The sequence below is a fragment of the Streptomyces sp. NPDC058231 genome (assembly GCF_042882275.1).
Lineage (GTDB): Bacteria > Actinomycetota > Actinomycetes > Streptomycetales > Streptomycetaceae > Streptomyces.
The window spans coordinates 1-20144 of the sequence record NZ_JBHVWN010000083.1 but is presented as its reverse complement, the minus strand read 5'-3'; the positions used below and the strand labels follow the sequence as shown (position 1 = coordinate 20144).

Annotated in this window: 15 protein-coding genes; 10 read left to right on the top strand and 5 right to left on the bottom strand. The window is 69.8% G+C overall.

Going from position 1 to position 20144, the window contains the following annotated elements:
* The first annotated feature begins 85 nt into the window (after window positions 1-85).
* From ACFVXE_RS33940 to ACFVXE_RS33905, 8 genes are all read left to right on the top strand, one after another.
* Window positions 86-1504: an APC family permease gene (locus ACFVXE_RS33940; RefSeq protein WP_389677053.1), complete on the top strand. Its 1419-nt coding sequence runs from the start codon at window positions 86-88 to the stop codon at window positions 1502-1504.
* 81 nt (window positions 1505-1585) lie between these two features.
* Entirely contained in the window at window positions 1586-2071 is a 486-nt protein-coding gene (locus tag ACFVXE_RS33935; protein WP_389677051.1) for an Lrp/AsnC family transcriptional regulator, read from the top strand.
* 25 nt (window positions 2072-2096) lie between these two features.
* Window positions 2097-2795 (top strand): HAD family hydrolase, encoded by a 699-nt coding sequence (locus tag ACFVXE_RS33930; protein ID WP_389677050.1) that lies wholly within the window; start codon window positions 2097-2099, stop codon window positions 2793-2795.
* 869 nt (window positions 2796-3664) lie between these two features.
* Entirely contained in the window at window positions 3665-3892 is a 228-nt protein-coding gene (locus tag ACFVXE_RS33925) for a type A2 lantipeptide (RefSeq protein ID WP_389677048.1), read from the top strand.
* Window positions 3893-3965: 73 nt separating this feature from the next.
* Window positions 3966-4772, top strand: coding sequence for an HlyD family efflux transporter periplasmic adaptor subunit (locus tag ACFVXE_RS33920; protein ID WP_389677047.1), 807 nt, complete (start codon window positions 3966-3968; stop codon window positions 4770-4772).
* Entirely contained in the window at window positions 4769-7045 is a 2277-nt protein-coding gene (locus ACFVXE_RS33915) for an NHLP family bacteriocin export ABC transporter peptidase/permease/ATPase subunit (RefSeq protein WP_389677045.1), read from the top strand. The genes ACFVXE_RS33920 and ACFVXE_RS33915 overlap by 4 nt, the downstream gene beginning before the upstream one ends.
* A 1-nt stretch (window position 7046) precedes the next feature.
* Window positions 7047-9929, top strand: coding sequence for an NHLP bacteriocin export ABC transporter permease/ATPase subunit (locus ACFVXE_RS33910; protein ID WP_389677044.1), 2883 nt, complete (start codon window positions 7047-7049; stop codon window positions 9927-9929).
* 281 nt (window positions 9930-10210) lie between these two features.
* Window positions 10211-11701 carry an MFS transporter gene (locus ACFVXE_RS33905; RefSeq protein ID WP_389677043.1) on the top strand — a complete coding sequence of 497 codons (1491 nt, stop codon included), beginning with the start codon at window positions 10211-10213 and terminating at the stop codon, window positions 11699-11701.
* A gap of 2 nt (window positions 11702-11703) precedes the next feature.
* Here ACFVXE_RS33905 and ACFVXE_RS33900 read toward each other — a convergent pair whose 3' ends face one another.
* The 5 genes from ACFVXE_RS33900 to ACFVXE_RS33880 form a co-directional block, all read right to left on the bottom strand.
* Window positions 11704-13032 carry an MFS transporter gene (locus tag ACFVXE_RS33900; RefSeq protein WP_389677042.1) on the bottom strand — a complete coding sequence of 443 codons (1329 nt, stop codon included), beginning with the start codon at window positions 13030-13032 and terminating at the stop codon, window positions 11704-11706.
* Between the two features lie 354 nt (window positions 13033-13386).
* Entirely contained in the window at window positions 13387-15513 is a 2127-nt protein-coding gene (locus tag ACFVXE_RS33895) for an acetate--CoA ligase family protein (protein ID WP_389677040.1), read from the bottom strand.
* Window positions 15510-15908 (bottom strand): Zn-ribbon domain-containing OB-fold protein, encoded by a 399-nt coding sequence (locus tag ACFVXE_RS33890; protein ID WP_389677038.1) that lies wholly within the window; start codon window positions 15906-15908, stop codon window positions 15510-15512. Before ACFVXE_RS33890 ends, ACFVXE_RS33895 begins: the two co-directional genes overlap by 4 nt.
* Window positions 15909-15913: 5 nt before the next feature.
* A complete protein-coding gene (locus ACFVXE_RS33885; RefSeq protein ID WP_389677036.1) occupies window positions 15914-17068 on the bottom strand; it encodes an acetyl-CoA acetyltransferase in 1155 nt (384 codons plus the stop codon).
* Window positions 17065-18237, bottom strand: coding sequence for an acyl-CoA dehydrogenase family protein (locus ACFVXE_RS33880; protein ID WP_389677034.1), 1173 nt, complete (start codon window positions 18235-18237; stop codon window positions 17065-17067). The genes ACFVXE_RS33885 and ACFVXE_RS33880 overlap by 4 nt, the downstream gene beginning before the upstream one ends.
* 307 nt (window positions 18238-18544) lie before the next feature.
* On the opposite strand from ACFVXE_RS33880, the gene ACFVXE_RS33875 reads away from it, so the two are divergent.
* Window positions 18545-19177 carry a TetR/AcrR family transcriptional regulator gene (locus ACFVXE_RS33875; RefSeq protein ID WP_389677032.1) on the top strand — a complete coding sequence of 211 codons (633 nt, stop codon included), beginning with the start codon at window positions 18545-18547 and terminating at the stop codon, window positions 19175-19177.
* Window positions 19178-19299: 122 nt separating this feature from the next.
* A complete protein-coding gene (locus ACFVXE_RS33870; protein ID WP_389677030.1) occupies window positions 19300-20097 on the top strand; it encodes an acyl-CoA thioesterase domain-containing protein in 798 nt (265 codons plus the stop codon).
* The last annotated feature ends 47 nt before the right edge of the window (window positions 20098-20144 follow it).

Here is a 20144-nt window from a genome sequence, read left to right as displayed (position 1 = left end):
CAGAGAATCACGAAGAGCGCAGCAGGCCACGGAGGCGATAACGCTCCCGCCCCACCTGTCACACCCAGTCGATCGGAACCGCTCCATGACCGACATGCTCAGTCAGCCCGTCACCCCCGGCACCGCAGGTGCGAAGGCCGGTCACTCCGGCCAGGACGGCCCGCACGCTCTCAAGCGTTCCATCGGCGTCGTCGGCGGGACCCTGCTGACACTGTCCTGCGTGACTCCCGCGTCCACTCTGTTCGTGGTCGTGCCCGACCTGTTCGGCGACCTCGGCACCGCCACCGCCCTCACCATCGCGATCGGCTCGCTGCTCTGTATAGCCGTGGCCTTCTGCTACTCGGAGCTGGGCACCCTGATTCCCAGCGCCGGCGGCGAGTACGCCATGGTCACCACCCTGACCGGCCGGCTGGCCGGCTGGCTGGTGTTCGTCCTGTCGCTGCTGGTCGTCATGATCGTGCCGCCCGTCATCGCCATGGGCACGGCGGACTACCTCGCTCCGCTGGTCCATGTTCCGGCGGAGGCCGCCGGAGCGGGCGTGATGCTGCTCGCCACCCTGGCCGGGCTGCTGGACCTGCGGGCCAACGCCTGGATCACCGGCGTCTTCCTGGTCCTCGAAGTCATCGCGGCGGCTGTCGTCGCGGTGCTCGGCTTCGCCCACGGTGAGCGCGGGGCCGACAGCCTGATCCACGGTGTGGTCGCGAGCGGCGACGGAACCTCCCGCCCGGTCACCGCGATGCTGGTCGTCTCGGGCCTGGCCATCGCGCTCTTCATCACCCAGGGCTTCTCCACCGCCGTCTACCTCTCCGAGGAGATGGAGGACCCTCGCCGCAATGTCGCACGTACGGTCCTTGCCACCCTGGTGATCTCGACGGCCGTCATCCTCGTCCCGGTGATCGCGATCACCGTGGGTGCGCCCGACCTCCAGGCGCTCACCTCCGGCGACATCAGCGGCATGGTCACCGCCTGGAGCAACTCGGCCGTCGGCACGTTCGTGAGCCTCTGTGTCGCACTCGCGATCATCAACGCGGGCATCGTCATGGTGATCCAGAACTCGCGGGTGCTGTTCGCGTCCGCCCGCGACAAGGCGTGGCCCGATCCGGTCAACAACGCCCTCGCCCGCCTCGGCCGGTTCGGTTCACCCTGGGTCGCCACCCTGGTGGTCGGGGTTCCGGGCGCGGCGCTGTGCTTCGTCAACCTCGACACCCTGTACGGCGTGACGGGAGTCTCGGTCACCGGCATGTACCTGCTGGTCGCGGTCGCAGCGCTGGCCGCCCGCCGTGCCTCCCACAAGGAACTGCCCGCCTGGCGCATGCCGCTCTGGCCGGCGATGCCGGTGGCGCTGATCGCCGTACTCGTCTACATCCTGAGCCGGCAGGACGTGACGTACCTGCTGTGGACCGGCGGCATCATGGCGGGAGCCACGCTCTACTGGCTCTGCTACCTCCACCCCCGCAGGGAGACCCGCTGGCTGGTCACCCTGCCGGAGGACACCCGTCCCTGACGCCCTCTCCGCGCCTGCCCCGACTGGGCCGTTGGTACAGTCGGGGCCCGTACCGGCAGGCCAGGAAGAGGCAGACGGACCATGGCGGTGGACGCGCTCGACACCCGCATCCTGAGGCTCCTCATCGAGCAGCCGAGGACCAGCGTGCGGGAGTACGCCCGCATCCTCTCCATCGCCCGGGGCACCCTGCAGGCCCGTATCGACCGTCTGGAGCGGGACGGCGTGATCACCGGTACGGGCCCGGTCCTCTCCCCCGCCGCACTCGGCCACCCGGTGCTCGCCTTCGTCCATCTGGAGGTCACCCAGGGGCATCTGGACGAGGTGGGCGAAGCACTCGCCGCCGTTCCGGAGATCGTCGAGGCGTTCTCGACCACCGGTGGCGGTGATCTGCTGACACGGGTCGTGGCCCGCGACAACGGGCATCTGGAGGATGTGATCCAGCAGCTGATCCAGCTGCCCGGAGTGGTGCGGACGAGTACCGAGGTGGCCCTGCGCGAGCGGGTGCCGCACCGGCTGCTGCCGCTGGTCGAATCGGTCGGCAGGACCGCGGCAGGACCGCAGGACTGATCACCGGCTTGGCATGCTGGTCGCCATGAGCACTCGGCGCACCCCGGCCCTCTCCGTCGTCTTCGATCTCGACGGCACCCTCGTGGACAGCGAACCGAACTACTACGAGGCGGGGCGCCGGCTCCTCGCCCGTTACGGTGCACCGGACTTCACCTGGGAGCACCACACCCGGTACATCGGAATCAGCACCCGCGAGACGCTGGCGGCGCTGCGCGCCGAGTACGGGATCGAGGCGCCCGTCGACGAGCTCCTCTCCGGCCAGGACGCCCTCTATCTGGAGCTGGCACGCACCTCGACCGAGGTGTTCCCCGAGATGCGCAAGTTCATGGAACGGCTCCATCAGGAAGGCATTCCGATGGCCGTGGCATCGGGATCGTCCCGAGCGGCGATCGAAGCCGTGCTCACGGGCACCGGACTCGGCGCGTACCTCACGGCATATGTCTCCGCCGACGAGGTGGCGCACGGGAAGCCGGAGCCGGACGTGTTCCTGGAAGCCGCACGGCGGCTCGACGCCACGCCCGGCGACTGCGTGGTGCTGGAGGACGCGGCGCCAGGCGTCACGGCGGCGCACGCGGCAGGCATGCGCTGCATCGCGGTCCCCTACGTGGCATCGCCGGCCAGCGATGCGGTGTTCACCGCCGCGGAGCTGACCTTCCATGGCGGGCAGGCCGAATTCACGGCGCAGGCCGCATACGAGTGGCTCACCGGGGCCCGGCCGTCCTGATCCGGGTGCCGGCGGGGAGAGCCGAAGCACGAGCCCTCTCACCGGGCCCGCCATTCGGCAGCGGAGAAATCCGATCCGCCGGCGAATGCGCCGGTGGTGGTGACGGGAGAATGAATTCCGTCCTGCGACGGGTAACACGTCTGCCGAGCGGACCGACTCCGTCACCGTCCAAGGGCCGTCCGCCGCAATAGCGGCCTGCCCGGTGCTCCCGGACTCAGGGGCTGCCGACCGCACATGGTCGACGCATGCCTTTGACCGTTCGCACAGCCGGGTCGGGCGAGTCCGCCCGCGCCATGCCGCATGGAACGCGGTGGCACCGACCCGTCGCGGTGCGCGACACCGGGCGCCGGCAGTCCCCTCTCCTCGTGGAACCTAAGCACCGTCGGCGTGATGCCCGCCGCGTCACCGATCCGCATCCGCCACCCCCGCCTGCGGCCCGGAGGGCGCTCACCGCACGCGGCCGCGACCCGGCACCGATCCGCACGCATCCGGAGCACCCCTCCCACCTGCTGATTCGCCTCACCGCCCACCTTCCGCAAACCTGCACACCTCATGCCCAGGCTGGTCACTGCCGTACGCGCATACCCCCTGGTCCGGACCAGGATCGGGGGCGGCTTTGGGCAGAACTGTCCCAGTTGAGCGAAGAGGCTTTCCGTAAAAGGGAATTCAGACGGTGAAGCTTGTGAAGAAGACGCCGTCGATTCATGAACACATCTGCACGCAGGGTTATTTGAGAGCCCCCGAAACCCCTGATCAACGCCGGTTCGATTAGCTGCGCACGGCGCGGACGTGCTTTGATCCTGGCCAATGCGGCAGCCACACCGAGCGGTTACCGCTGTGAAATATCAAGCTGAAAGGCAGCCTCCCTCATGAACCACACCCCCCAGGTCGAGACCCTCGAGATTTCCGACAACGACCTCGACAACGTCTCCGGCGGTCTCGTCGGCGGCCTGGTCGGCAACGTCACGGGCACCGTCGACGCCATCGCCCCGGTCTCCGGCGTCGTGGGCTCGGTCACCGGTCTCGTCTCGTCGACCACCGGCGTGAACACCGGCGCTGTCACCGGTCTGGCCACCGGTCTCGTCGCCGGTCTCTGAGACGGCGTGTGAGCCCCGGAACCGCACGGTTCCGGGGCTCACTGCACCCATCTGACAGCGAGGGAAGAGTTCCGTGCAGTTCCGCCAACAGGCCCTTTCCAAGCTGCAGTCACCGGAGGAACTCGACCTGCCGGTACGCTTCGCCCGCCCGCAGGGGCGGCTCGCCCTGTGCGTCACCGTCCTGGTCATGGCCGCTTCCTGCTTCTGGGCCGTGACCGGATCGGTCTCCTCCACCGTCCAGGCACCCGGCATCCTCACCCATGCCCAGGGCAGTTACATCCTGCAGAGCCCGTATGCGGGCCAAGTCACCGCCGTACTCGCCAAGGAAGGCGAGAGCCTGCCCGCCGACGCGCCGTTGCTCAAGGTCCGTACGGGACAGGGCGACCGGGTCGTCCGCACGATCGCCGCAGGGCGGGTGACCGCACTGACGGCCGCGATCGGCGCGGTGGTCACCACCGGAGCGGACGTGGCCAGCGTGGAACGGACCCGTGGCGAGAGCGATCCGCTGATGGTGATGCTCTACGTGCCGGGCAACAGCGGCCCGGCCGTACCCGTGGGGTCCTCCGTGGATCTCACGGTGGAATCGGTACCGGCCCAGCAGTACGGGGTGCTGCGCGGCCGGGTGGCCGCGGTCGGCCGGACATCCCAGACGAGCAGGCAGATCGGCGGCTTCCTCGGCGACAGCCAGCTGGGCGAGCAGTTCTCGCAGCACGGCAGGCCGGTCGCGGTGCTGGTGCGGCTCGACCGGTCGTCCGCCACACGGTCCGGCTACCGGTGGTCGTCGGCCGAGGGCCCGCCGTACGCGATCGACTCCATGACCCTGGCCACCGGCGCCATCCACCTGGCCGACCAGCGTCCGATCGATTGGCTGCTCCCGTGACCGCACCGCAGGCTTCCCCCTCCGCGCCTCAGCTGCCACCGCCAGGCCGCGGCCGGCACCGTCCGGACCACGCACCCGCCACCCGGCGCCGTACGGCTCCGAGGCCGGCGAGGAACAAGAAGGCCGGGACCGTGCGGACGCCCACCGTTCTCCAGATGGAGGCGCTGGAATGCGGCGCCGCGTCACTGGCCATGGTGCTCGGCCACTACGGCCGTCATGTGCCGCTGGAGGAACTGCGCATCGCGTGCGGCGTCTCCCGCGACGGATCGCGGGCCAGCAATGTGCTGAAGGCCGCACGTAGTTACGGCTTGCAGGCCAAGGGCATGCAGATGGAGCCGGCGGCGCTCGCCGAGGTGCAGGCACCGGCGATCCTGTTCTGGGAGTTCAATCACTACGTCGTGTACGACGGCATGGGCCGCCGCTTCGGGCGGCGGGGCGTGCACATCAACGACCCGGACAAGGGACGCCGTTTCGTGACGGCCGAGGACTTCGACACCAGTTTCACCGGTGTCGTCCTGGTCTTCGAGCCCGGCGAGACGTTCGTCCGCGGCGGCCGGCGACCCGGAGTGCTGAGCGCCCTGCCGGCCCGGCTGCGCGGCACGTCGGGCACGATGCTGGCCGCGCTGCTCGCGAGCCTGCTGCTGGTGGCCGTCGGCGCGACGCTGCCTGCACTCAGCCGTGCGTACATCGACATGTTCCTGATCGGTGATCAGACATCGCTGCTGGGCGTCCTGTTCACGGCCATGGCGACCACGGTGGCACTCACCGCCGTGCTGACCTGGCTGCAGCAGGCCAATCTGCTGCGTGGCCGCATCATCTCCTCCACACTCAGCAGCGCCCGGTTCTTCCGGCATCTGCTGAGGCTGCCGGTCACGTTCTTCGCCCAGCGCAGCCCGGCCGACCTCGTGCAGCGACTGCAGTCCAACGACGTGGTGGCCGAGACCCTGGCCCGCGACCTCACGGCCGTGGGCGTGGACGGGATAGTCGTACTGCTCTATGCGGTCCTGCTGTGGACCTACGATCCGCAGTTGACGGTCATCGGTGTGGGGCTGGCACTCGTCAACGTGGTGGCGATGCGTATCACCGTGCGCCTGCGGGCCACCCGTGCCCAGAAGTTGCGGGCCGACAGCGCCAGGCTCACCAACACCTCCTACACCGGCCTTCAGTTGATCGAGACGATGAAGGCCACAGGTGGCGAGAACGGGTTCTTCCGCCGCTGGGCGGGGCAGCACGCGACCACGCTGGAGGAGCAGCAGCGACTCGGCGTGCCGAGCGCCTGGCTGGGCATCGTGGCTCCCGCGCTGGCGACGCTCAACAGCGCCCTGATTCTGTGGATCGGAGGGCTGCGGGCCGTCGACGGCCACCTCTCGATCGGTCTGCTCGTGGCCTTCCAGGCGCTGGTGACCCGCTTCACCGCGCCGGTCGCACGGCTCAACTCGGTGGCGGGCCGGGTGCAGGACTTCGCCGCCGATGTGGCCCGGCTCAAGGATGTCGAGAGCTTCCCGGTGGACTCGCTGTACTCGCGTCGCGAACCGGCGGCGAGTACCCGCAGGCTGACGGGTCATGTGACACTCGAAGAGATCACCTTCGGCTACAGCCCGCTCGACAAGCCGCTGCTGTCCGGCTTCTCACTGTCCGTCGGACCCGGACAGCAGGTGGCACTGGTCGGCGGGTCCGGCAGCGGGAAGTCGACGGTCTCCCGGCTGATTTCGGGGCTCTACAGCCCGTGGGAGGGCACGATCCGGGTGGACGGGCAGCGTCTGGAGGACATTTCCCGGAGCGCACTGGCCGCCTCGGTCTCCTTCGTCGACCAGGACATCTTCCTCTTCGAAGGCACGGTCCGGGACAACGTGGCGCTGTGGGATCCGTCGGTGCCGGACGACGCCGTCGTCGCCGCCCTCAAGGACGCGGCACTCCACGAGGTGGTCGCCCGGCGTCCGGGTGGGATTCACAGCCGGGTGGAGCAGGACGGCCGCAATTTCTCCGGGGGGCAGCGGCAGCGTCTGGAGATCGCCCGCGCCCTTGTGCGCAGGCCGAGCATCCTGGTCCTCGACGAGGTGACCAGCGCCCTGGACGCGGAGACCGAGCAGATCATCATCGACAATCTGCGGCGGCGCGGCTGCGCCTGTGTGGTGATCGCACACCGGCTGAGCACCGTCCGCGACAGCGACGAGATCGTGGTCCTCGATCACGGATCCGTTGTGGAACGCGGGCGGCACGAGGACCTGATCGCCGCCGGCGGACCCTACGCCGAACTGGTCAAGGAGCACTGAGGTGGCATCCGTTCACCCTCTCGCCGGCCACGGCGCGGGTACCTTCCCGGACGCGTCCGCCACGGAGCACGACGCGGTCATCGGCGCCCTGGGAGGACTCGGCGAGCAGATCGACTGCCAGGGTCTGCGCAGGCTCTCGCTGGAGGGGCCGCAGGTGCTGTGGCTGGTCGTCGGCGGAGCCCTGGACCTGTTCGCGGTGGACGCCGCGGAACAGGGCCACTGGCACTTCCTCGGCCGTCTCGAGCCCGGAACTCTGCTGCTGGGGCCGGTGGAGGGGCCGCGGCACACACTGGTCGGCAGGCCCCTGCAGGGGTGCGTGGTGCGCCGGATCCCGCTGCGCGAGCTGTACCGGCCGGAGTACGCGGACGCCGCGGCGTACGACGGTCAGTACCGCAGCTCGTACGATGCCGCGGACACCGCACTGAGTCTGTTGGAGCACGCCGTCGCGCTCGGCGTCGGACGCAGCCGTCAGGTTCTGTTCGAGGCACCGCTGGACGGCCGGACGTCCGTCGACGATTCGGTGGCCGACGACGACATCCTCTGGCTGCCGGTGTCCCCCGGCAGCCTGCAGTACGGCGCCGCGTACAGCGCGGAAGCGGCAGGCGATCTGCTCATCGACGGTGCGATGTGGCAGGCCATGGTGAGCCAGCAGTACCGGCTGCTGTCCGCGCTGGACCGCTGGATCGAACGGCTGGAGCTCGCGCACGAGGACCGGACGGCAGCCGGCATCAAGGCGGGGGAAGCCGTCCGTGACGAAGCGGACCGGACGTTGCTGTCCTCCATCGGGCGTTCCGGGCGGCCCGCTTCGCGTGCGACGGGCGCCCACGACGACGCGACCTACGCCGCGTGCAGACTGGTGGCACAGTCGGCCGGGATCACTCTCGCGGAACCGTCGACGAGCGGCGCGGTGAGCGACCGTGTCGACCCGGTCGAGCGCGTCGCGATCGGTTCACGGATCCGTACCCGTCCGGTCCGGCTCGGCCGGCGCTGGTGGCGGGAGAACACCGGCCCTCTGGTGGGCCACCGGGCCGCGAGCGGAGCGCCGGTCGCCCTGCTGTGGCGCCGCGGCGGGTACGAGGCGGTGAACCCGGTGACCGGCAGACGCAGCCGCGTCGGAGCGGCCAATGCGGACGAGTTCGAACAGCGCGCGGTCATGTTCTACCGTCCGCTGCCGGAGCAGGCCATGACCAAGTGGCGGCTGTTGCGGTTCAGTCTCCGAGGCACCCGGCCCGACCTGCGCAATCTGGCACTGGCGGGAGTGGTGACGGTCGCCCTCGGCGCACTGGTGCCGATCGCGACGGGGCAGGTGCTCGGCGTCTACGTGCCTCATGCCGAGAACAGTCTCATCGTGCAGGTCTCACTGGCCGTCATCATCACGAGCATCGTCTCGGCGGTCTTCATGCTGATGCAGAACCTCACCATCCTGCGCATGGAGGGACGCATCGAGAGCACGCTCCAGCCGGCCGTGTGGGACCGGCTGCTGCGTCTGCCGACCAAGTTCTTCACCGAGCGCTCCACGGGTGAGCTGGCGAGCGCGGCCATGGGCATCAGTGCCATCCGCCGGGTGCTGTCCGGAATCGGTCCCGTCGTGCTGCAGGCGGGCACGGTCGGTGCGATGAACCTCGTCCTCCTGTTCCTCTTCAGCGTTCCGCTGGCGCTGACGGCGGTCGCGATGCTGATCGTCATCGCCGCGGTGTTCCTCACCATGGGGCTGTGGGAGCTGCGGTGGCAGCGCCGGCTGGTGGAGCTCGGGAACAAGCTCAACAACCAGGCGTTCCAGACGCTGCGCGGGCTTCCCAAACTGAGGGTCGCCGCAGCGGAGAGCTTCGCGTACGCGGCGTGGGCACGGGAGTTCGCCCGCAGTCGCGAGTTGCAGCAGCGCGCGGGGCGCATCAAGAATCTGACGGCCGTCCTCAACGCCGTCTATCTGCCGCTGTGTTCGCTGGCCATGTTCGTGCTGTTGGCGGGCCCGGCTCGGGGGTCGATGTCGGCCGGGGCGTTTCTGACCTTCAACACGTCCGTGACCATGCTGCTGACTGCGGTCACACAGCTCACCGGCGCGTTCGTCTCGGCAGCGGCGGCCCTGCCCATGTTCGAGCAGATCGAGCCGGTGCTCGACGAGGCTCCCGAGGTGCGCGGGGCGAGCACCCAGCCGGGTGTCCTGACCGGGGAGATCGAAGCGCGGGACCTGTCCTTCCGCTACACCGACGACGGTCCGCTGGTCCTCGACGGCGTCTCCGTGCAGGTGCGTCCCGGCGAGTTCGTGGCGATCGTCGGCCCCAGCGGCTGCGGCAAGTCGACCCTGCTGAGGCTGCTCATCGGCTTCGACAAGCCGGTTTCGGGAAGCGTCCTCTACGACGGCCAGGACCTGGCGTCTCTCGACCAGGCTGCGGTACGCCGCAGCTGCGGCGTCGTCCTGCAGAACGCCCAGCCGCTCTCCGGTTCGATTCTGGACTGCATCTGCGGCGCCGAGGTCTTCACTCAGGAAGAGGCCTGGGAGGCCGCCGCGATGGCCGGTCTGGCCGAGGACATCAAGCGCATGCCGATGGGCCTGCACACCATGATCGCCGACGGTGGCGCCATCTCCGGCGGCCAGCGCCAGCGCCTCATGATCGCCCAGGCTCTGGTACGGCGTCCGAGCATCCTCTTCTTCGACGAGGCCACCAGCGCGCTCGACAACGAGACCCAGCGCGTCGTGATCGAGAGCACCCGCGCACTGAACGCCACCCGCATCGTGATCGCCCACCGGCTCTCCACCGTGCTCGACGCCGACCGGGTGATCGTCATGTCGGGGGGCCGCGTCGTGCAGCAGGGGCCGCCCGCCGAACTACTGGCGGACACGGGCGGACGTCTCCATGAACTGGTCCGGCGTCAGATGCAGTGAACCGCCTCTCGCCGTAACGGTGTTCCGGAACCGACTGCCGGCCGCGGTCCCGGAACCCGGGGTGCGGCATCCCGGCGTCCGCTTCGAGAGATCACGCCGCTTCCTCGTCCCCCGCACCGATGCCCGCACCGCTGCCCGCTGTCCCGGCCCCGGGACGGCGGGCATTCCCGTACGCGCGACCGCCGGAACTCGGCCAGGTTGCGCCCGGTTCTCACAGGCCCCCCGAACAGAATGGAGTTCTAGTATTCTGATTCACAATTCGCATCTCGGGAGGAGCGTCCATGTCCGGAACCCTCGAGGAGGCACAACTTCGTTACGCCTGGCGTGCGTTGTCGGTCGTCAGCCTGGCGAGCATCCTGACTGCGCTGGGCAGCAGCTCACTGAATGTCGCACTGCCGCAGGTGGTGCGGCATTTCCATGCGAGCGCCACGGCCGCCAACTGGATCCTGCTGTCGTTCATGCTGACCAACACGGGACTGATGGTCGCGTTCGGCCGGCTGGCGGACATGTTCGGACGTCGCACCATGTACCTCCTCGGTCTGGCCACGTACACCGGGGCCAGCCTGCTGCTGGGCTTCGCTCCCGGGGTGTGGTTCCTGATCGGCCTGCGGGCGGTCCAGGCCGCAGGTGGTGCGATGCTGCTGACCAACAGTGCGGCCCTGCTCGCCGACGCGTTCCCGCAGCGTCATCTGGGACGTGGCATGGGCGTCTACATCGCCTCGTTCTCCGTCGCCCAGCTGGTGGGACCGACCCTCGGCGGCTTCCTGACGGACCGGTTCGGCTGGCAGTGGGTGTTCTGGTACAACGTGCCGATCGGACTGATGTGCCTGGCCTGGGGTGCGGTCGCGCTGCGCAGGGTCGGCGGCCGGGCGCGCGAGCGCGGCATCGACGCGACGGGCAACCTGCTCGTGCTGATCAGCCTGGGAAGTCTCCTGTTCGGCCTCTCCCGGGTCGGTGAGAACGGCTGGACCGATCCCGTGGTCTTCGCAGGGCTGGCCGTATGCGCGGTACTGGCCCCGTTGTTCGTGATGGTGGAGCGGCGCAGCCCGCATCCGGTCATGGACGTGGCGTTGTTCCGGGACCCGCCCTTCGCGCTCGGTCTGCTCACCTCGTTCCTCAACTCGGTGGCGCGGATGGCGGTGGTACTGCTGATCGCCTTGTTCTACCAGGCGGTGCACGGCGAGTCCCCGGTGTCGGCCGGCCTGAAGGTACTGCCGCTGTCGGTGGCCGCGATGATCGCCTCGGCCTGCTCGGGGATGCTGCACGCGAGACTTGCGCCTCGCACGATCGCGCTGCTGGGAACATCCGCCGGCACCGCCGGGCTGCTCTTCCTGCTGCTGAACATCTCGGCGGACACCGGCTACCCGCCGATCGCCTGCGGACTGGTTCTCATCGGCGCGGGATCCGGAATGTTCATGCCGGCCAACACCACGGCCCTGCTGGACGGGGTTTCGTCCCAGCGCATCGGAATCGTCAACGCGATGCGCCTGATGGTGCAGAACACCGGTGTCGTGGTGAGCACGGCCCTGGCCATGTCGCTGGTGACCAGTCCGCTGCCGGCCGGCCTGCGGCAGTACGTCTTCGCCGGCACCATCGCCGACGTCTCGTCCCACGGAGTCGCGCAGCTGGTCACCGGATACCGGCTGGCCCTACTGGTCATGACGGCGATCTCCGCCCTGTCGGTGGTCGCCTCGCTCAGCCGGCACCGGGTGGCCGATGTGGCCACCGGAGGGATCCGGCCGAGCGAGGAGCCAGTCGGCAAGGCACCGTGAGGTCAGTCCGCTGCGCGCCGGCCCACGGTCGGCGCGAGCACGGGCACCGGCTCGGACCCGGTACGCCGCCATGGCCCGTTGAACAGCAGCGCGACAGGGATGAACAGCACCGTGCAGCACATCGCGGTGATCATCCAGGTGTGCCAGCTGCTGTGCTCGACCACGCGCGGCACGATGAACAGCGCCAGCACCGCCGCCCCCTTGGAGACGAATCCGAACAGGCCCCAGGCACTGCCCTGCAGCCGCGGATCGATGTCCTCGGCGTCCTCGGAGAAGTTCGCCATCCAAGGGCCGTAGGCGACGCCCAGCGCGCCGCCCAGCAGTGCGCCGGTGAGCATCAGATGGAGATGGGAGACTTCCTGACGTCCCATCAGCATCACCAGATAGCCGGTGATCGCCACCGCCGCGACCGTTCCGGCCACGCAGATCGGCTTGCGCAGCTGCAGCCGGTCCGAGATCCGGCCGCTCACCACGACGGTGAGCAGGTTGAGCACCCAGAAGACCGACATGATCCCGGACGCGCTCGCCGCACCGAGACCGAAGGCATGCGCGAGCATGGTCGGGCCGTACAGGGAGAGCGTCAGATAGAGGATCAGCCACAGCCCGATTCCGATGACATGCGCCCAGATGTTGCGGTGGGCGAGCAGGTCACGGGCCCGGGGCACGCTGCTGCGGCCGTCCGGTGTGAACGCCTGCCGTTCGGTCTGCTGGATACGCGCGCGCAACTGCGGTGAGAGATCGGCGATGTTGAACGCGATCACCACGGATATCACGAGCGAGATCCCGGCCATGATGACGAACTGTGAGCGCCAGGAGTCGTGGAAGAGCGGCAGGGTGGCGCTCGCGACCGCGGCAGCGAGGAAGTTCGCCCCCACCGGGCCCCAGGTCCAGAAGCCGAACGCCTGCGCGCGGCCCATCCGTGGCGAGAAGTCACGCACCAGCGGGGCGGTGCCGGCCATGGCCATGCCGTCGATGACGGAGAGTGCGATGCGGGCCAGCATCAGCTGCGTCGGCGAGTGGACCGCGGTCATCGCCAGACAGCAGACGGTCGTCAGCAGCATGAGCGGGATGAGCAGGCGCACCCGGCCCAGGTTGTCGGTGAGCCGTCCACCGACGACCGAGGCGAGCGCGCCGGCGACGGTCGCCAGCGCGGACACCGTGCCGTACGTGGCCAGGGACATGTGCAGGTCTTTGAGGAGCAGGGGCACCACGGGGGCGATCTGCCCTTCGTAGGACCCGATCAGGACGGCGAGGACCGCCATGGTCAGGATCTTCATCCGGCGCCCGCCGGTCGGGTATTCGTCGAGTTCGCGTACGTAGGAGAGCCTCATTGCTCCGGCCTTTCTGCGAGTGGACTTCCGACTGGTTCCGCCGGTATCGCCCCGTGTCGCGGGCGGATGCCGCGGAACAGAATTTCCCTCTCGAATCTGACTTCGGACGAGGTCGGGGATGCCGTGCCCGAGCACGACGGCGTACCTCCGGTCGCCTCCCGGAACCGGGGGCGCCTCCACGTCGGGCGGATGACCGCAGCGCCGCGGCGGGTCCGGGCCGGGCCGCCCGCGCCCGGCCCGGTCATCCGGGGTAGCGGGGCGGGCAGGTGCCCGCAGGGCCCCGGTAGGGCAAAGGCCGCCGCGGTCGCAGCAGGCGACCGCGGCGGCCTCGGACCGGCGCCGCAGGTGTGCAGCTCAGTCCCAGGTGATCAGCGCGTCCAGCGCCTCGACCCGACTCCCCTGTACGAGAAGCGGGTTGACCTCCAGCGATTCGAGACCGGGCCCCAGGCCGGCCGCGAGACCGGCGATCCGGGCGATGACCTCGGCGACCTTGTCCAGATCCGCGGGTTCCGTGCCACGCGCGCCGTCCAGCAGCCGGGCGCCGCGCAGTTCTGCCAGCGCCCGGCGGATGTCGTCGGCGCCGACCGGCAGCAGCCGCAGCACGGAGTCGCGCAGTACCTCGACCCACACCCCGCCGAGGCCGACGGCCATGGTCAGTCCCCACGCGGGGTCACGGACCACGCCCACCAGCAGTTCCACGCCTCCGCTGCGCTGCGGCTGCACGAGGGTGCCGATGCCCGTGAGGCCGCGTTCGCGCAGGACGGCACAGACCTCGCGGTGGGCCCGGCGCACCTCGTCGGCTCCCCCCAGTCCCAGCCGCACCCCGCCGATGTCGCTCTTGTGCCCGAGACCGTCGGCAACCGCCTTGAGCACCACGGGATATCCGAACCGCTCGGCTGCCGCCACCGCATCGTCCTCCGTCGCAGCCTGCGCGGAGGGCACGACCGGAATCCCGTTGTCGGCGAGCAGTTGCGAGGCCCGGGACTCGGTCCACACCCCGGAGGTCCTGCCGTGCACCACCGGCCGGGTGTCCGGCGCGGGCGGCACCGGAGCCGCGGCCCGGGACACCTCCCCCGACCAGCGCACCGCCGCGCCGATGGCCGTCACCGCATGCTCGATCCCGCCGGCCACGTACGGGAAACCGGTCTCCTCCTGTACGTGACGGCCGAATTCGGTGATGTCGGTGAGGATGTTGCTGGCCACCATCACCGGGCGGTTCGCGTCGCGGATGCGCTGCGCGGTGGCTCCGAAGTGCAGCAGTGTCAAAGCCGGATCGGCAGGCACCACCCGGGGCAGGTCGGACAGCAGCATGACCGCGTCGATGCCCGGGTCGTCGGCGACGACCTCCAGCGCGCGACCGAGCAGGGTCCGGTCCACGACCACGTACCCGGTGACGTCCAGCGGGTTCTGGACGGTCGCGAATCCCGGCAGGATCTCCTTCAGCCGGGCCACCGTCTCCGGCGCGAAGGGCGGCAGTTCGAGCCCCTCCTGCTCGGCCCGGTCGGCGATGACTTCGCAGGCCCCGCCCGAGGGTGTCACCACGCCGATCCGCCGGCCGTCGATCCGGCCGACCTGGGCCAGCAGCCCGGACGTGATGATCAGGTCCTCGAGCGAGCGGACACGCACGACACCCAGCTGCCGGAACGCGGCGTCGATCACCCGGTCGTCCCCCACCAGCGCCCCGGTGTGGGCCTGCGCGGTGTGCGAGGCGATCTTGCTCGATCCGATCTTGAGCGCCACGATCGGTTTGCCGGCCCGGGCGGCACGGCGGGCGGCGCGGGCGAACCGTTCCGGCTGCCGTACCGACTCCAGGAACAGTGCGATCACCTTGGTGGCCGGGTCGTCCACCAGGTAGTCGATGACGTCGGTGACCGACACCATCGTCTCGTTGCCCATGGAGGTGAGCAGGCTCAGCCCCACGTTCCGGGCCTGGGCGAACGAGAGGATGGAGCTGGCCAGGGCGCCGCTCTGCAGCACCACGCCCACCGGGCCGCCGAGCAGCGGCGCCGGGATCGGGAGACCGTACGGGGTCGTCCCGGCCGTGGCGTTGATGTAGCCGTTTCCGTTGGGACCCAGTACGGTCAGCCGGTTCTCGCGTGCGAAATCGAGGATCTCCTCCTCCCGCCTCCTGCCCTCGGGCCCCGTCTCGCCGAAGCCCGCGGTGAGTACCACGTAACTCCGGATCCCCAGACCGGCGCCTTCCCGCAGCACGGACAGCACCGCGGGTGTCGGCACCATGACGTAGGCCATGTCGACCGGCTCGCCGATGTCCGTGAGGCTGCGATGGGCGCGCTGCCCGTGCACCACCTCGGTGCGCGGATTGACCAGATGGACCCGTCCCGGGAATCCGTGGTTGCGCAGGTTGTCGAAGGTGGCCAGTGACCAGCCCGACTTGTCGGTGGCTCCGACCAGGGCGATCGACTTCGGGGCGAACAGCGCGCGCATGGCCTCGGCGCCGGCCTCTGTCGTGGGCGCGCTCATGCCGCGTCCACCACCCGGAAGCACGGCAGCTCCGGGGAGTCGTCGCCACCCAGCCGGGTGATCTCCAGCTCGACGCGGTCGCCGATGCGTGCCCCGTCCCCGCCGACGATCCTGGACATCATCCGCACCCCCTCGTCGAGATCGATCAGCGCGACCGTGTAGGGCGGTTCCCCGGCGGACGGGCTGAACGCCCGGTGCGCGACGGTGTACGAGTAGACGGTGCCGGTGCCAGGCGAGGTGAACCATTCCAGCCGGTCACCGAAGCAGTGCGGGCAGATCGCCCTCGGGTAGAAGACCGCGCGGCTGCAGTCGACGCAGCGCTGCAGGCGCAGTTCTCCGGCGGCTACGCCGTCCCAGAACGGCTTCGTCTCGGCATCCTGAGCAAGGTCCGCCACGCTGATCAGCTCCTTCCGAGTACGACGGTCGAGGTGGACGAGAGGACGCCGCCGGTGCCGTGCACCAGGGCCAGCCCGGCGCCTTCGACCTGCCGGCGCGGGTTGTCGGTGAAGTCGTGCCGGAGCTGCCGGGTCGCCTCGATGAGCAGGAAGATCCCGTACATCCCGGGGTGTGTGTACGACAGGCCGCCTCCGTTGGTGTTCATCGGCACCGGGCCTCCGGGAGCGGTGCGGCCGCGGGCGACGAAGTCCCCGGCCTCACCCGGTTTGCAGAACCCCAGGGACTCCAGGGTCAGCAGCACGGTGATGGTGAAGGAGTCGTAGATCTCCAGCACGTCGAGGTCGTCGTGGGTCACGTCGGCCATCTTCATCGCCGTCGGACCCGAGCGGGCGGCGCCGGTGACGGTCAGGTCCGGCATCTGGGCGATGCTGCTGTGTGTGGTGGTCTCGCCGTGCCCGAGCACGACGATCGGGTGGGTGTCCACGTCGGGCCAACGGTCCTCGGCGGCCACGACCACCGCGCCGCCTCCGTCGGTGACCAGGCAGCAGTCCAGCAGGTGCAGCGGATCGCTGATCATCGGAGAGTCGAGCACGTCGTCGACCGTGATCGGGTCACGGTAGTAAGCGTCCGGGTTGAGCGCCGCCCACTGCCGTGCGCTCACCGCCACTTCGGCCAGTTGCTCGCCGGTCGCGCCGTACTGGTGGAGGTAGCGGTTGGCGGCCAGCGCGTAGGCGCCGACCGGCTGCGGCAGCCCGTAGGGCCGGTCGAACTGCTCGGTGAGCGACGCGGGTGGCCGCGGGACGTTCCGCGAGCGGTTGCTGCGCTGGGTGCTCCCGTAGGTGATCAGCGCGACGTCGATCACCCCGGCCTCGATGGCCGCGGCCGCGTGGCCGACGTGCGCCTCGAAGGACGACCCGCCGATGTTGGTGCCGTCCAGATAGTCCGGCTGGAGTCCCAGGTACTCGGCCAGCGTCAGCGCGGGCGCCCAGGACCAGTTGCCGGCCACGAACAGCGCGTCCACGTCCTTGGGACCCAGCCCGGCCTCGGCCAGCGCCGCCCGGGCGGCCCCCGCCTGCTGCGACAGCACGGTCAGGTGCGGAGTCCTGCCCACCTCCGACTCGGCCACCCCCACGATGGCCGCGCGCCTGCGGGCACTCATTCTCCGATCCCGCCCAGCCGCGCATGCCCCTTGAGCAGGTTGCGGGCGATGGTGCGGCGCTGGATCTCGTCGGTGCCCTCGAAGATCCGCAGCAGTCGCAACTCCCGGTACCAGCGCTCGACCGGCAGTTCCTTCGTGTAGCCCATGCCGCCATGGATCTGCAGAACGCGGTCCACGACCTGGTTGGCCATGACCGCGCCGTGGAGCTTGGCGATGGAGGAGGCGTGGCGGGCGTCCATGCCCTGCTGGACCCGCCAGGCCGCGTACAGCGTCAGCCACTTCGTGGACTCGATCTCCACCTGCGAGTCGGCGATCTGCCACTGGATCGCCTGGTACTCGGCGATCGGATTCCCCATCGAGTGCCGGATCTTGGCGTAGTCGATCGCCATCTGCAGCATCCGTTCGGCGGACCCGATCGCGCGGGCCGGGATCATGTAGCGACCCTGGCCGATCCACCGCAGTGCCAGCGCGAAGCCGTGGCCCACCTCTCCGAGCACGTTCTCCTCAGGAACGCGCACGTCGTCGAAGACCAGCGCCGCCGGACCCCACTGGCCCATCGTGCGGATCGGTTCGGACTTCCAGCCCATGTCCCGGTCGACGAGGAAGCAGGTCACTCCGCCGTCCGCGCCCTTGTCCGGGTCGGTGACGGCGAACACCATCACGAAGTCGGCCTCGTTGCCGCCGGTGATGAAGGTCTTCTCTCCGTTGATCACCCAGTCGCCGCCGTCGCGGACCGCGCGGGTACGGATGTTGCGTGCGTCGGATCCGGCTCCCGGCTCGGTTATCGCGAAGCAGGACCGCCGCTCGCCCTCGATCGTCGGGAGGAGGTAACGCTGCTTCTGCTCGTCGTTGCAGCCGTAGAGGATGTTGTCCGCCGAGCCGCCGAAGCTGAACGGGACGTACGTCCTGCCGGTCTCCATCGCCAGGATCGCGGACATGACGGCGCCCAGGTTCATACCGCCGTACTCCTCCGGGGTGTTCATTCCCCAGAAGCCCGCCCGGCGGGCCTTGGCCCGCAGCTCGGCCAGGACATCCGGGGCGATCGCGGGAAGGCCCGCCCGTTCGTTGTGCAGGACCTCGTGCTCCAGCGGCATCACCTCCTTGGAGATGAACGCGCGGACGGTGTCCCGGATCTGACGTTCCTCGACACTGAGGGAGAAATCGACCATCGAGCGGTGTCCTTTCCTTCTCAGGACGCACGGGTGATCACCCGAGGCCCTTTTCTAGAACAGAACTCTAGGAATTGGCTCAGCCTGCGCCCGGCCGGATGAGCGTGTCAAGACGCCTGCCGCAAGCCGGTTCACGTACGCCCGGCCGTCCTCGGCGGTAACTTGCGATGCGGCGCCACCGTGACGGAACGGCCGGCCGGGCGGCATCCTGAAACATCGACGAAACATCTGCGACTGAAATTCTAAGATTGGATTCGGTACGGTGGATCGCGTCGATGCCCGTCAACCCAGTCGAGGAGGGGATCCCATGGCAAGGAGCGCGAGCAGCGCCGCAGCCGGCGGGAACGCCTGGCAGTGGAGCCGCACCGCGGAGACCCGCCGGGTGCTGCTGAACGCCGCCCGTGAGGTGTTCTGCGAACAGGGCTTCGCCGAGGCGAGCATCGCGGGGGTGGTGGAGCGCGCCGGATCCAGCGTGGGCAGTCTCTACCACCACTTCGGCGGCAAGACCGAGCTCTTCCTCGCCCTGTGGGAGGAACATCAGGCCGTCCACGAACAGAACGCCGTGGCCGCCGTCGCCGCGGCCCGGGCGGCGGGCGAGGTCGAGGACCCGATCGATCTGTTCGTCGTGGGCGCCCGCGCCTTCCTCGAAGGCTCCTGGCAGCGCCGCGATCTGGCCAGGCTGTTCATGGACGGCGACGGGCCACCGGGCTTCGAACTGGTCCGTCGCACCCGCAGCCGGGAGTGGGTCCGGCAGAACGCCGTGCTGCTCGGCGCCGGCAGCGACTCGGTCGAACGGCTCACGGTAGCGGTGCTGACCACGATCATCGGTGAGGCGGGACGTGAGATCGCGACGTGCCCGAACAAGCGCCAGGCCAACAAGATCACCGAAGCCGCGATCGTGCTGATCCGCCGGCTCGGATCGCCCGGCCGGGACAGCTGACCGGACGCTCCGGGCACCGGGAGCGGACCGGGACCACAGCGTGCGGCACAGCTGCGGCTCACAGCGCGGCATGCCGGTACATCGACACGTCGACACATCGGTTCTCCAGGAAGGAAACGCCCGTGGCCCAGGCCGAACAGCAGGAGGCCTTCTTCACCAGCGCCGGAGACGAATTCCACCCCGCCCCGCACGCGCGCAGCTGGTGGGCGCCCGGCATGATGCACGGCAGGCTGCTCGGCGCGCTGGCGGCCCGGGCCCTGGAGCGTGAACACGCGTCCGAGGGAATGCACTTCACCCGGCTGACGGTCGACCTCTTCCGCAACGCGCCGATGGCGCCGGTGCGGGTGGAGACCCTCCGGGTGCGCGACGGGCGTCGCATCCGGGTCGTCGACGCGACCGTGCACGGCGCGAACGGCGTCGTCGCGCGGGCCTGCGCCGTGCTGCTGCGCCGCACCGAGCAGCCACCCGGCCATGTCCCTGCCACGCCCCCCTGGGACGCACCCTCGCCCGAGGAACTGCCCGCGCCGCGCGAAGGGGCCTGGACGGTCTGGAAGTTCGATGAGCACAACATGCCGGTGAGGGACGGCCGCCCGGAGAACGGCAGGCGCCGGGCCTGGCTGCGGGAGTCGTGCGAGCTGGTGGCCGGCGAGTCGCTCTCGCCGTTCGTCCGGGCGGCGCTCGCCGCCGACACGGCCAGTCCGCTCGCCCACGCCGGTGACGCCGGGCTGCAGTTCATCAACGCCGACTACACCCTGTGCCTGAGCAGGCTCCCGCTCAGTGACGCCATCGGGCTGGAGTCCGCCGGCCACACCAGCGAGGACGGGGTCGCCGTCGGCCACTGCACGCTGCACGACACCGCCGGCCCGATCGGCTACTGCATGACCACCGCGGTGGCCAACCCCAGGACAGCCGCCACCTGAGCGGCGTCCCCCGGGCCGCACCCGGGGCGACGACACCGGCCGCCGTC

Bases quoted from the DNA above. Each gene is read 5' to 3' on its own strand.
- ACFVXE_RS33940 (WP_389677053.1), top strand. From the start codon at position 86: ATGACCGACATGCTCAGTCAGCCCGTCACCCCCGGCACCGCAGGTGCG.
- ACFVXE_RS33935 (WP_389677051.1), top strand. From the start codon at position 1,586: ATGGCGGTGGACGCGCTCGACACCCGCATCCTGAGGCTCCTCATCGAG.
- ACFVXE_RS33930 (WP_389677050.1), top strand. From the start codon at position 2,097: ATGAGCACTCGGCGCACCCCGGCCCTCTCCGTCGTCTTCGATCTCGAC.
- ACFVXE_RS33925 (WP_389677048.1), top strand. From the start codon at position 3,665: ATGAACCACACCCCCCAGGTCGAGACCCTCGAGATTTCCGACAACGAC.
- ACFVXE_RS33905 (WP_389677043.1), top strand. From the start codon at position 10,211: ATGTCCGGAACCCTCGAGGAGGCACAACTTCGTTACGCCTGGCGTGCG.
- ACFVXE_RS33900 (WP_389677042.1), bottom strand. From the start codon at position 13,032: ATGAGGCTCTCCTACGTACGCGAACTCGACGAATACCCGACCGGCGGG.
- ACFVXE_RS33895 (WP_389677040.1), bottom strand. From the start codon at position 15,513: ATGAGCGCGCCCACGACAGAGGCCGGCGCCGAGGCCATGCGCGCGCTG.
- ACFVXE_RS33885 (WP_389677036.1), bottom strand. From the start codon at position 17,068: ATGAGTGCCCGCAGGCGCGCGGCCATCGTGGGGGTGGCCGAGTCGGAG.
- ACFVXE_RS33880 (WP_389677034.1), bottom strand. From the start codon at position 18,237: ATGGTCGATTTCTCCCTCAGTGTCGAGGAACGTCAGATCCGGGACACC.
- ACFVXE_RS33875 (WP_389677032.1), top strand. From the start codon at position 18,545: ATGGCAAGGAGCGCGAGCAGCGCCGCAGCCGGCGGGAACGCCTGGCAG.